The organism is Actinacidiphila bryophytorum (genome assembly GCF_016916835.1).
GTDB lineage: Bacteria > Actinomycetota > Actinomycetes > Streptomycetales > Streptomycetaceae > Actinacidiphila > Actinacidiphila bryophytorum.
On sequence record NZ_JAFFIX010000002.1, the window covers coordinates 269,739 to 282,026 of the forward strand.

General features: G+C 71.0%; 8 protein-coding genes and 1 tRNA gene. 4 read left to right on the top strand and 5 right to left on the bottom strand.

Annotated elements, in window-relative coordinates; translation table 11 throughout:
* Positions 1–118 precede the first annotated feature (118 nt).
* Complete coding sequence (hrpA, locus tag JT723_RS04350) at positions 119–4,111, top strand: ATP-dependent RNA helicase HrpA (RefSeq protein WP_205043023.1); 3,993 nt, start codon at positions 119–121, stop codon at positions 4,109–4,111.
* Between the two features lie 58 nt (positions 4,112–4,169).
* Positions 4,170–4,244: transfer RNA gene (locus JT723_RS04355), tRNA-Asp, on the top strand.
* Between the two features lie 752 nt (positions 4,245–4,996).
* Here the strand turns inward: JT723_RS04355 and bldC are convergent.
* Positions 4,997–5,203: a developmental transcriptional regulator BldC gene (bldC, locus tag JT723_RS04360; protein WP_003949541.1), complete on the bottom strand. Its 207-nt coding sequence runs from the start codon at positions 5,201–5,203 to the stop codon at positions 4,997–4,999.
* Positions 5,204–5,621: 418 nt separating this feature from the next.
* A complete protein-coding gene (locus JT723_RS04365) occupies positions 5,622–6,470 on the bottom strand; it encodes a DUF8083 family protein (protein ID WP_205043024.1) in 849 nt (282 codons plus the stop codon).
* Between the two features lie 172 nt (positions 6,471–6,642).
* Here JT723_RS04365 and JT723_RS04370 point away from each other — a divergent pair, with 172 nt between their 5' ends.
* Both JT723_RS04370 and JT723_RS04375 read left to right on the top strand, forming a co-directional pair.
* Positions 6,643–7,761, top strand: coding sequence for a Leu/Phe/Val dehydrogenase (locus JT723_RS04370; RefSeq protein ID WP_205043025.1), 1,119 nt, complete (start codon positions 6,643–6,645; stop codon positions 7,759–7,761).
* Positions 7,762–8,017: 256 nt separating this feature from the next.
* Positions 8,018–8,287 carry a DUF3073 domain-containing protein gene (locus JT723_RS04375; RefSeq protein WP_205043026.1) on the top strand — a complete coding sequence of 90 codons (270 nt, stop codon included), beginning with the start codon at positions 8,018–8,020 and terminating at the stop codon, positions 8,285–8,287.
* Positions 8,288–8,419: 132 nt separating this feature from the next.
* Here the strand turns inward: JT723_RS04375 and purM are convergent, their stop codons facing one another.
* The 3 genes from purM to JT723_RS04390 all read right to left on the bottom strand — a co-directional run bounded on the left by purM (position 8,420) and on the right by JT723_RS04390 (position 12,283).
* Positions 8,420–9,496, bottom strand: a complete 1,077-nt coding sequence (gene purM, locus JT723_RS04380; protein WP_205043027.1) for a phosphoribosylformylglycinamidine cyclo-ligase — start codon at positions 9,494–9,496, stop codon at positions 8,420–8,422.
* Positions 9,497–9,531: 35 nt separating this feature from the next.
* Positions 9,532–11,049 carry an amidophosphoribosyltransferase gene (gene purF / locus JT723_RS04385; protein WP_205043028.1) on the bottom strand — a complete coding sequence of 506 codons (1,518 nt, stop codon included), beginning with the start codon at positions 11,047–11,049 and terminating at the stop codon, positions 9,532–9,534.
* A 424-nt stretch (positions 11,050–11,473) separates the two neighbouring features.
* Complete coding sequence (locus JT723_RS04390; protein WP_205043029.1) at positions 11,474–12,283, bottom strand: maleylpyruvate isomerase family mycothiol-dependent enzyme; 810 nt, start codon at positions 12,281–12,283, stop codon at positions 11,474–11,476.
* Positions 12,284–12,288 lie beyond the last annotated feature (5 nt).

Consider the following 12,288-nt stretch of genomic DNA (forward strand, 5'->3'; position numbering starts at 1 on the left):
GTCCCCCCGAGGGACGGGGCCTGCTCCGTTTGGCCGCCGGAGTGCGGGGGCGCACGGGTGGCGCCGCGGGGAAATGGGGTCGCACCTCCTGGCGCGCAGGTGCGAGCATGGGTCGCGTATGTCTACTTACCCGACCACCGGTGACATGGCCAAACGCCTGGCCGGCCTGACCCTGCGCGACGAGCAGCGGCTCGGCCGGCGGCTCGACGGCGCCCGGCGCATCCGCAAGCCGGAGGCCAAGGCGGCGGTGCTCGCGGAGATCGACGCCGAGATCGAGCGCGGTGAGCAGCGTATAGCGGCCCGCAGGGCCGCCGTGCCGCAGATCACATATCCCGAGGCGCTGCCGGTCAGCCAGAAGAAGGACGACATCCTGGCGGCGGTGCGCGACCACCAGGTGGTGATCGTCGCGGGCGAGACCGGCTCGGGCAAGACGACGCAGATCCCGAAGATCTGCCTGGAGCTGGGCCGCGGGGTCCGCGGCCTGATCGGGCACACGCAGCCGCGCCGCATCGCGGCCCGCACGGTCGCCGAGCGCGTCGCGGAGGAGCTGCGTTCGCCGCTGGGCGAGGCGGTCGGCTGGAAGGTGCGCTTCACCGACCAGGTCGGGGACTCCACCCTGGTCAAGCTGATGACCGACGGCATCATGCTGGCGGAGATCCAGACGGACCGCGAGCTGCGCGCGTACGACACGATCATCATCGACGAGGCGCACGAGCGCAGCCTGAACATCGACTTCATCCTCGGCTACCTGGCCCAGCTGCTGCCGCGCCGCCCGGACCTGAAGGTGATCATCACCTCGGCGACGATCGACCCGGAGCGCTTCTCGCGGCACTTCGGCGACGCCCCGATCGTGGAGGTCAGCGGGCGGACGTATCCGGTGGAGGTGCGCTACCGGCCGCTGCTGGAGGAGGGCGGCGACGACACGGACCGGGACCAGGTCACGGCGATCTGCGACGCGGTGGACGAACTGCAGGCGGAAGGCCCCGGCGACATCCTGGTCTTCCTGTCCGGTGAGCGGGAGATCCGCGACACCGCGGACGCACTGGTGAAGAAGAACCTCCGGCACACCGAGGTGCTGCCGCTGTACGCGCGCCTGTCGTCGGCCGAGCAGCACCGGGTCTTCCAGCAGCACGCCGGCCGGCGCATCGTGCTGGCCACGAACGTGGCGGAGACCTCGCTGACCGTCCCCGGCATCCGCTACGTGATCGACCCCGGCACGGCGCGGATCTCCCGGTACAGCCACCGCACCAAGGTGCAGCGGCTGCCGATCGAACCGGTCAGCCAGGCCAGCGCGAACCAGCGCAAGGGGCGCTGCGGGCGTACGTCGGACGGCATCTGCATCCGGCTCTACGACGAGGACGACTTCCTGTCCCGGCCGGAGTTCACGGACGCGGAGATCCTGCGTACGAACCTGGCGTCGGTGATCCTGCAGATGACCGCGGCCGGTCTCGGCGACATCGCGCGCTTCCCCTTCATCGACCCGCCGGACAGCCGCAACATCAAGGACGGCGTCCAACTCCTCGAAGAGCTGGGCGCGCTCGACTCCCCCGCCCGTCGCCCACCACCACCCTTGAACGAGTCCGATGGACGCCCCTCTTCTTCACAGGACCCGCGCAAGCGGCTCACGCAGACCGGGCGCAAGCTCGCGCAGCTCCCGGTGGACCCGCGGCTGGCCCGCATGGTGCTGGAGGCGGAGCGCAACGGCTGTGTGCGCGAGGTGATGGTGATCGCGGCGGCGCTGTCCATCCAGGACCCGCGCGAGCGGCCCTCGGACAAGCAGCAGCAGGCCGACCAGAGCCACGCCCGCTTCCGTGACGAGAGCAGCGACTTCCTGGCCTTCCTGCACCTGTGGACGTACGTCAGGGGCAGGCAGAAGGAGCTGTCGTCCTCGGCCTTCCGCCGGATGTGCCGCTCGGAGTTCCTGAACTACCTGCGCATCCGCGAGTGGCAGGACATCTACAGCCAGCTGCGCTCGGTCGCGAAGTCGCTGGGCATCACGGTGACCGAGCCGAGGTCGGACGACGACGCGGCCGACCCGGTACGCGTGCACCAGTCGCTGCTCGCCGGGCTGTTGTCGCACCTGGGGCTCAAAGACACCGACAAGAACGAGTACCTGGGCGCCCGCAGCGCGAAGTTCGCGGTCTTCCCGGGCTCCGCGCTGTTCAAGAAGCCGCCGCGGTGGATCATGTCGGCCGAGCTGGTGGAGACCTCCCGGCTGTGGGCGCGGGTCAACGCGAAGATCGAACCGGAGTGGGTCGAGCCGCTGGCCCAGCACCTGGTCAAGCGCAGCTACAGCGAGCCGCACTGGGAGAAGGACCAGGCGGCGGTGATGGCGTACGAGAAGGTGACCCTCTACGGCGTCCCGCTGGTCGCCCAGCGCAAGGTCAACTACGGGCGGATCGACCCCGAGGTGTCGCGAGAGCTGTTCATCCGCAACGCCCTGGTCGAGGGCGACTGGCGCACCCACCACCAGTTCTTCCACGACAACCGCAAGCTGCTCGGCGAGGTCGAGGAGCTGGAGCACCGCGCCAGGCGGCGCGACATCCTGGTCGACGACGAGACCCTCTTCGACTTCTACGACCGCAAGCTGCCCGAGCACGTGGTGTCCGGCGCGCACTTCGACTCGTGGTGGAAGCACAGGCGCCGCGAGGAGCCGGAGCTGCTCAACTTCGAGCACTCCATGCTGATCAACGAGGGCGCCGAGGCCGTCACCAAGGCCGACTACCCCGACTCCTGGCGGCAGGGCGCGCTGAAGTTCCGCGTCACCTACCAGTTCGAGCCGGGCGCGGACGCCGACGGCGTGACCGTCCACGTACCGCTGCAGGTGCTCAACCAGGCGGTGCCCGACGGCTTCGACTGGCAGATCCCGGGCCTGCGCGAGCAGGTCGTCACCGAGCTGATCCGCTCGCTGCCCAAACCCATCAGGCGGCACTACGTGCCCGCGCCGAACTACGCCAAGGCCTTCCTGGAGCGGGCGGTCGCGGGACCCGACCCCCTGCCCGGCGTGCTGGCGCGGGAGTTGCAGCGGATGGTCGGGGTGCCGGTCAGCGCGGAGGACTTCGACCTGGCCAAGGTCCCCGACCACCTCAAGGTCACCTTCCGGGTGACCGACGAGCGGCGGCGTACCGTCGCCGAGGACAAGGACCTGGACGCGCTGAAACTGCGGCTCAAGCCGAAGACGCGGGAGGCCATCACCAAGGCCTTCGAGCGCGCCTCCGACCCTGCGCTGGCGAGCGTCGAGCAGCGCACCGGGCTCAAGGACTGGACGATCGGCACGCTGCCGCGCACCTTCGAGACCAGGAGGGCCGGGCAGCCGGTCAAGGCGTACCCGGCGCTGGTCGACGAGGGCGATTCGGTCGCGGTGCGGCTGTTCGACACCGAGCCGGAGCAGGCCGCGGCCATGTGGCGCGGGACACGCCGGCTGGTGCTGCTGAACGTGCCGGTCAACCCGGCGAAGTTCGCCGCCGACCAGCTGTCCAACCAGCAGAAGCTGGCGCTGTCGCGCAATCCGCACGGCAGCGTGCAGGCGCTGTTCGAGGACTGCGCCACCGCGGCGGCCGACCGGCTGATCGCCGAGCACGGCGGCCCCGCCTGGGACGAGGAGGCCTACCGCAAGCTCTTCGACGCGGTGCGGGCCGACCTGGTGGAGCTGACCGGCCGCAGCATCAAGCAGGTCCAGCAGGTGCTGGCCGCCTGGCACTCCTGTGAGCGCCGCCTGAAGGACACCAGGAGCCTGGTGCTGGTGGCCAACCTCCAGGACGTCAGGGAGCAGCTGGCGGGCCTCGTGCACCCCGGTTTCGTGACGGAGACGGGCCTGAAACGGCTGCCCGACCTGATGCGCTACCTGGTGGCCGCCGACCGCCGCCTCCAGCAGATGCCCACCGGCGCGCAGCGGGACGCCACGCGCATGGAGAAGGTCCGCGAGATCCAGGCGGAGTACGCCGAGCTGCTGGCCGCCCAGCCCGCGGGCCGGCCCGTCCCCGCCGCGGTGCGCGACATCCGCTGGATGATCGAGGAGCTGCGCGTCAGCTACTTCGCGCACGCCCTGGGCACGGCCTTCCCGGTCTCGGACAAGCGCGTCTTCAAGGCCCTGGACGAGGCCTGGTCCTGAGGTCGCGATCGAGTTCGACCGCACCCCCTGACCTGCTGTACAGTCTGTCTCGCAGCAAGGTCCTGTGGAGCAGTTTGGAGTGCTCGCCACCCTGTCAAGGTGGAGGCCGCGGGTTCAAATCCCGTCAGGACCGCACAACATGAACGGCCCGCGCCCCCACCGGACGCGGGCCGCCGCCATGCCCCGCCACCCACCGAGGCCGCGCCCGCGGCGCCAGCCGCAAAAAGGCCACAGCAAATCCCGTCAGGACCGCACAACATGAACGGCCCGCGCCCCAGCGGACGCGGGCCGCCGCCATGCCCGGCCACCCACCGAAGCCGCGCCCGCGGCGCCAGCCGCAAAAAGGCCACAGCAAATCCCGTCAGGACCGCACAACTTCAGCACGACCCCGCACCGCACCCTCACGACCCGGTACCGCTCTCGCGGGCCGGGTCTTTTCGTGTGCGCCGGCGCACATCCGGTGCGGCCGTCCTCCCCCTCCAGGCGCGGGAGTTCACTACCGCACCGCCCGCAAGATCCACAAGAGCCGCGCATGTGACGGGAGTCACGTAAAGTCGATTCGCAATCGCGGAACCCAACGCCCTCCGGAGGGCTGTCGATTTAATATGTGCAATGGCACCCCGTCCGGGACGTACACCCAAGGCACGAAAAAGGACCGCATCGGACCCGGCGGAGTCCGATGCGATCCTGTGGCGCTGCGATGCTGCCGTGGTGTTACGGGCGGATCCGGCGGGATCCGGGTGGTACGGGCGGTGCGTGGTGGTACGGGGTACTGCGGGTGGATCGGGTGGTGCCGGTGGAGCACAGGCCGCGGGCCGTCCCTGATGGGGGCAGGTGCGCCGTGCGGCCGGGCGCCGACAAGGGGGGCGGCGCCCAGAAGGGCTGTCAGGCCTCGCTGCGCTGCTGCGGAATACCCGCGAGCAGCGCACGGACCTCCGCTTCGCGGTAGCGGCGGTGCCCGCCCAGCGTGCGGATGGACGTGAGCTTGCCTGCCTTGGCCCAGCGCGTGACCGTCTTGGGGTCGACGCGGAACATGGTCGCGACCTCGGCAGGGGTTAGCAACGGCTCGGCATCAGGGGTGCGAGCGGTCATGAGCGGCCTCCTTGAGAGAACCGAACCAACGCGGTTCTTTCCTCTAAATTCTGCACCTTGACCCACGTTGCCCGAAATGGCAGACGCGGGCCGAGTCGGTAATAGGACGAACGGCTTGTCCTCGGCACTACAACTACACCATCCGTCCAGCCGCGTCGGCCAAACCGATGGATTTGCCCTCTCAGGTGTTCAAGCTCGACGGAAGACGATGGACCGTGTCATAACGGACAGTCACCCGAGCGTGACGATCAGTCACAGTACGATCATCTGCAACATCCCCACCTTCGAGGCGCACCGAGGCGGACCCCGTTGTCCCATTTTGGCATGACACATGGTGATGCAGGCAAGACTCCGGGTACGTGCTCTCCGTCACCCTTGGGCCATACATCCAAAATCGTCCGCACCGGAGGGCGCCGGCTCAGCTGGAGAACTGGCGTTCCCGTACCGCCCGCCAGCGCTCGGTCAGGCGTTCGTACGCCACTCCCGCCGCCGCCGAGTCGCCGGCCCGCAGCGCCGCCAGGCCCTCGGCGACGTCGGCGGCCGAGCGGTCCTCGGCCAGCCGCTCGGGTCCCATCACATGGACCAGGCCGCCGTAGTCCAGTTCGACCAGCGAGCGCGGGTGGAACTCCTCCAGCCAGCGCCCGACGTCGATGAGCCCGTCGACCAGCGGGCCGCCGTCGTCCAGGGAGTCCTTGAGCACCCGCAGGCCGCGCGCCACCCGGCGCCTGGCCTGCACCATGGGCGTGCGGTAGCGCAGCAGCGGCTCCTTGGACTCGCCCGCGCCCGCCGGCTCGTACTCCCGCTCGTCGTCGCCGACCAGCACGAACCAGCGCACCGGGACATGCCAGGTGGCGGTGCGGATCCAGGGCCGCGCGTCGGGGTTGCGCTCGCGCCAGGCCTCGTGGTCGGCGGCGGCCTGCCGGCGGACCACCGGCGGCAGCATCGCGTCGAGCACCGGCTCGGGGAGCCGGCCGCCGACCCGCTCCAGTGCGAGCCAGCCGCGCAGCCGGGTGCGCCAGGGGCAGACATGGGTCACCCCGCCGACCACGGCGACGAAGGCGTCGGCGCTCTCATGCACCGGGACGGCGATCGGCGGCACCGGGACGAGGCCCGCGAGCGACTGCCGCAGCTCGTCCTGTGCGGTCCGCCCGTGGCCTGCCGCGGCATAGCGGTACCAGTGGCTGCGTTCGGGCTCGGGAAAGGCCGCCAGCGGCTCGTAGACCCGCAAATACGCCGCGTACGGGACCACTACCGGTGAACCGCCCACACCCGCTCCCTCGCGCCACCGTGCCGTCACCCCGATCGTCCCACGCGCCCGCACCGCCCGGACGTGATCCCGGCCACCCGCCCGGTCCCGCAGGGCCTACGCTGTGGCCATCAACCCCTCCGCCACCCGCACGGGGGGCGCGACAACCCGAAAGCACTGGGCACACTGGACTATGGGAGTCACCACCGTGACCGACGTACGACAGACCGAGAGTGTCGTCGCCAAGCTGTTCCGATCGGAGCAGGGCGGACACGAGCAGGTCGTTCTCTGCCAGGACCGCGCGTCAGGCCTCAAGGCCGTCATCGCGCTCCACTCCACCGCGCTGGGCGCCGCACTCGGCGGCACCCGCTTCTTCCCTTACGCCTCGGACGACGAGGCCGTCGAGGACGCGCTCAACCTCGCCCGCGGCATGTCGTACAAGAACGCCCTCGCCGGGCTCGACCACGGCGGCGGCAAGGCCGTGATCATCGGCGACCCGGACACCGACAAGACCGAGCAGCTGCTGCTCGCCTACGGGCGCTTCGTCGCCTCGCTCGGCGGCCGCTACGTCACCGCGTGCGACGTCGGCACGTACGTCTCGGACATGGACGTCGTCGCCCGCGAGAACCGGTGGACCACCGGCCGCTCGCCGGAGAACGGCGGCGCGGGCGACTCCTCGGTGCTCACCGCGTTCGGTGTCTTCCAGGGCATGCGCGCCGCCGCCCGCGTCCAGTGGGGCGAGCCGTCGCTGCGCGGCCGCCGGGTCGGCATCGCCGGCGTCGGCAAGGTCGGCAAGCACCTGGTGCAGCACCTGGTCGACGACGGCGCCGAGGTCGTGGTCACCGACGTGCGGGCCGACGCGGTGGACGCGATCATCGCGCGGCACCCGCAGGTCGGCGCGGTCGGCGACGCCGAGGTGCTGGTCCGCACCCCCCTCGACGTGTACGCGCCCTGCGCCCTGGGCCACGCCCTGGACGACCCGACGGTGGCGGCGCTGACCGCGACCGTGGTGTGCGGCGCCGCCAACAACCAGCTGGCGCACCCCGGCGTGGAGAAGGACCTGGCCGACCGCGGCATCCTGTACGCGCCCGACTACGTGGTGAACGCGGGCGGTGTGATCCAGGTCGCGGACGAACTGCACGGTTTCGATTTCGACCGGGCCAAGGCCAAGGCGACGAAGATCTACGACACGACCCTGGCCATTTTCGACCGGGCGAAGGCCGACGGGGTGCCGCCCGCGGTCGCCGCCGACCGGCTCGCCGAGCACCGGATGGCCGAACGCACTCCTGCGGCGGAATGGCTGCGTCCTTGAGTGACGCACGTGACCGAACGCACGGCCCGATAGCAAGTTCGCGCTAGAAGAAGGTAAAATCGGGCCTGACCAGGCAGGACAGGGTCGTGAACGGCCCCTGATCCGACGCGCGTCGTGCGGGCGACGTACCGTGCGGCGTCGGAAGCAGGTACCGTTGAGGCCCTACGGACCGGTCTCTCTCCGGAGAGACCGCTCCGCATCATGAACGCGTGTCAAGACTCGGGGCCATGAGCCCCGCCGTTAAGGGGGTCGAGCCATGGGGCGCGGCCGGGCCAAGGCCAAGCAGACGAAGGTCGCCCGCCAGCTGAAGTACAACAGCGGCGGCACGGATCTCTCACGTCTGGCCGACGAGCTGGGCGCATCGCCGTCGAGGCCGGTTAATCCGGAGCCTGTCGAGGACGATGACGACGAGTTGGACGACGACGACCCGTACGCTCAGTACGCGGATCTGTACAACGACGACGACGAAGACGAGGACGACCAGTCGTCCGACTCCTCGCCCTCGTCGCAGCGCCGTCGCGCTTGACGCAGCGAAGAGACCGCACACGCTGACCCGGCCGGGGGCGACCAGCCCCGGACCGGGTTTCGTCGTGCCCCGGCGGCCCCCGTGCCACCGGGTGAGCGTACGAATCCGGCCACCGGCACCCCGGCCACCGGGTCAGCCCGCGTAGTCACCGACCAGCTCCACGGCGGCTGCGCCGCTTTCGCGTGCCGTGATCTCCCCGGCGACCCACGCCTCGGCGCCCCGGTCGGCCAGGGTTCCAAGCCCGACGTCGACCGACTGCTGCGGCACCACGGCGATCATGCCGACGCCCATGTTCAGCGTCTTCTCCAGCTCGGCGCGCTCCACCTGTCCCGCGGCGCCGACCAGGCCGAAGATCGGGGCGGGGGTCCAGGTCGACCGCTCGACGGTGGCCCGCAGCCCGTCGGGGATGACCCGGGCCAGGTTGTTGGCCAGGCCCCCGCCGGTGATGTGCGAGAAGGCGTGCACCTCGGCGGTGCGGGTCAGCGCAAGGCAGTCCAGCGAGTAGATCCTGGTCGGTTCCAGCAGCTCCTCGCCGAGCGTCCTGCCCAGCTCGGGAACCTGCCGCTCCAGCTCCCAGCCGGCCCGGTCGAAGAGCACGTGCCGCACCAGGCTGTACCCGTTCGAGTGAAGCCCGGAGGACTCGATGGCGATCACCGCGTCACCGTTGCGGATACGGTCGGCGCCCAGCAGGCGGTCCGCCTCGACCACTCCGGTGCCGGCGCCCGCGACGTCGAACTCGTCGGCGCCCAGCAGCCCGGGGTGCTCGGCGGTCTCGCCGCCGACCAGGGCGCAGCCGGCCAGTACGCAGCCCTCGGCGATGCCCTTGACGATGGCGGCGACCCGCTCGGGGTGGACCTTGCCGACGCAGATGTAGTCGGTCATGAACAGCGGCTCGGCCCCGCACACCACCAGGTCGTCCACGACCATGCCGACCAGGTCGTGCCCGATCGTGTCGTAGACGCCCATGCGGCGGGCGATGTCCACCTTGGTGCCGACGCCGTCGGTCGCGGAGGCGAGCAGCGGGCGCTCGTAGCGCTTCAGCGCGGAGGCGTCGAAGAGGCCCGCGAAGCCGCCGATGCCGCCGACGACCTCGGGGCGGGTGGCCTTGCGCACCCACTCCTTCATCAGCGTGACGGCACGGTCGCCGGCCTCGATGTCGACGCCCGCGGCGGCGTAGCTGGCACCGGTCGCTCCGGTTGTCTCAGGCATTGCTGGCACTTTCGTGTCGGGTGGCAGGGCGGAGGTCACGGCCTGCGCAGGGCGTCGGCGGCGTCCGCGCCGCCGGCCAGCTCGACTTCGAGCAGCTGCTTGCCGAGCAGCTCGGGGTCGGGCAGGTCCATGGGGTACTCGCCGTCGAAGCAGGCGCGGCACAGGTTGGGCTTGGCGATGGTGGTCGCCTCGACCATGGCGTCGATCGAGATGTACGCGAGCGAGTCGGCGCCCAGCGAGGTGCCGATCTCCTCGACCGACATGCCGTTGGCGATCAGCTCGGCGCGGGTGGCGAAGTCGATGCCGAAGAAGCACGGCCACTTCACCGGTGGCGAGGAGATCCGCACGTGCACCTCGGCGGCGCCGGCCTCGCGCAGCATCCGCACCAGGGCGCGCTGGGTGTTGCCGCGGACGATCGAGTCGTCCACCACGACCAGCCGCTTGCCGCGGATGACTTCCTTGAGCGGGTTGAGCTTGAGCCGGATGCCGAGCTGTCTGATGGTCTGCGAGGGCTGGATGAAGGTCCGGCCGACGTAGCTGTTCTTGACCAGGCCCGAGCCGTACGGGATGCCGCTCTCCTCGGCGTATCCGACGGCGGCCGGGGTGCCCGACTCCGGCGTCGGTATGACCAGGTCGGCCTCGACGGGCGCCTCCCTGGCCAGCCTGCGGCCCATCTCGACCCGGGACAGGTAGACGTTGCGGCCCGCGATGTCGGTGTCGGGCCTGGCGAGGTAGACGTACTCGAAGACGCAGCCCTTGGGGCGGGCCTCGGCGAAGCGGGAGGTGCGCAGGCCCTGTTCGTCGATCGCGACCAGCTCGCCGGGCTCGATCTCCCGTACGAAGCTGGCGCCGCAGATGTCCAGCGCCGCGCTCTCCGAGGCGACGACCCAGCCGCGCTCCAGGCGGCCCAGCACCAGCGGGCGGATGCCCTGCGGGTCGCGGGCCGCGTACAGGGTGTGCTCGTCCATGTAGACGAGGCTGAAAGCGCCCTTGATCTTCGGCAGCACTTGGTGTGCGGCCTGCTCGACCGACAGCGGGGTGCCGTCGTCGGCGGTCTGCCCGGCGAGCAGCGCGGTGATGAGGTCGGTGTCGTTGGTCGCCGCGACCCGGTTGGTACGCCCGGGGGTCTGCGGCAGGTCGGCGACCAGTTCGGCCAGCTCGGCGGTGTTGACCAGGTTGCCGTTGTGGCCGAGGGCGATGGAGCCATGGGCGGTGGCCCGGAAGGTGGGCTGCGCGTTCTCCCACACCGAGGCGCCGGTGGTCGAGTAGCGGGCGTGGCCGACGGCGATGTGGCCGGTCAGCGAGCCGAGCGAGGTCTCGTCGAAGACCTGGGAGACCAGGCCCATGTCCTTGAAGACCAGGATCTGGGAGCCGTTGCTCACTGCGATTCCCGCGGACTCCTGTCCGCGGTGCTGCAGGGCGTACAGCCCGAAATAGGTGAGTTTGGCGACCTCTTCGCCGGGGGCCCAGACACCGAAGACGCCACACGCGTCCTGGGGGCCCTTCTCGCCGGGGAGCAGGTCGTGGCTGAGTCGTCCGTCACCACGAGGCACGTCTCCGAGTCTAGGGCAGGTTCGCCCGTCGTCCGAACGGGGGACGTACGCGATCAGCACTTCTATGCGCGTAGCGCCTTGGGGGGCACGGGGGTGTGACGTGCCCCCCAAGGAAGGTGCGAGCCGGCCGGTAAGGGGGTTGGCGTCCGGCCGGCGGCGCTCGCGACCCGCATCATAGGGTCGCCGCGCGCCCGGCGACCGCCCGAACACGGAAACGCCCGCCGGTACGGGGGTTCCGGCGGGCGTGTTTCCGAACGGGTCCCGTGACCGGAATTCGGCATTCCCGTCCGTCCCCGTTGTGGAAATTCTAGGAGCGGCCGACAGGGCGGCATATACCGAATGCGATTACCGGCGTAATTACGCCAAGATCGACGGGGTATTTGTCCGGACATATCGGATGACCCGGTGCGGCTCCGCCCATGGCTCAGCGCATGACCGGGAGGTACGGCGAGAGGTCCGCGCGCTCACCGCTGGCGGCCACCGCCGCCGACTCCAGCGCCTCGGGCCAGCCGGTGCGGCCGGTGGCCAGCCGCAGCCAGGTGACCGGGTCGGTCTCCACGACGTTCGGCGGCGTGCCGCGGGTGTGCCGCGGCCCCTCGACGCACTGCACCGCGGCGAAGGGCGGCACCCGCACCTCCACCGCATTGCCCGGCGCCTTCGCGGCGAGCCCGTCGGCCAGCACCCGCACCGCCGCCGCCAACGCCTGGCGCTCCAGCGGCACGTCACGGCCCGTCGCCCTGGCCAGGTCGTCGCTGTGCACGACCAGCTCCACCAGCCGGGTCACCGTGAAGTCCAGGGCGCGCATCCCGCCGAAGGGCTCGGGGAGCAGCCTGCCGGGCCGCAGCGCCTCGGCCCGCAGGCCCGCGAGCCCGTCGACCGCCGCCTCGACCGCGGCGACCGGGCCGCCCGCCATCGCGGCTGCCGCCTCACGCGTCGACCCGTCCAGCCGGGCGGCGATCGGGCCGGTCTCCTGCGTCCAGGCGTCCAGGCCGGTCAGCCGCCCCCCGGGCAGCGGCTCCGGTTCGGCCAGCAGCAGCCCGAGGACGTCCACCTGCCGCACGATGTGCGCGACCAGCAGCGTCACGTCCCAGCCGGGCAGCCCGGACGGCAGCGCGAACTCCTGCGCGTCCAGCCCGCGCACCGCGTCCCGCACCCGCCCGGCCTGCGCGACCAGCGCGTCCCACGTCCGGTCGGGGTCGTAACTGCGCGCACGGCGGCGGCTGGCAGGCGGCATACCGG

Excerpts from the sequence above, each read along its gene's own strand:
- hrpA (WP_205043023.1), top strand. The coding sequence starts at position 119 with ATGTCTACTTACCCGACCACCGGTGACATGGCCAAACGCCTGGCCGGC.
- bldC (WP_003949541.1), bottom strand. The coding sequence starts at position 5,203 with ATGACCGCTCGCACCCCTGATGCCGAGCCGTTGCTAACCCCTGCCGAG.
- JT723_RS04370 (WP_205043025.1), top strand. The coding sequence starts at position 6,643 with ATGGGAGTCACCACCGTGACCGACGTACGACAGACCGAGAGTGTCGTC.
- JT723_RS04375 (WP_205043026.1), top strand. The coding sequence starts at position 8,018 with ATGGGGCGCGGCCGGGCCAAGGCCAAGCAGACGAAGGTCGCCCGCCAG.
- purM (WP_205043027.1), bottom strand. The coding sequence starts at position 9,496 with ATGCCTGAGACAACCGGAGCGACCGGTGCCAGCTACGCCGCCGCGGGC.
- JT723_RS04390 (WP_205043029.1), bottom strand. The coding sequence starts at position 12,283 with ATGCCGCCTGCCAGCCGCCGCCGTGCGCGCAGTTACGACCCCGACCGG.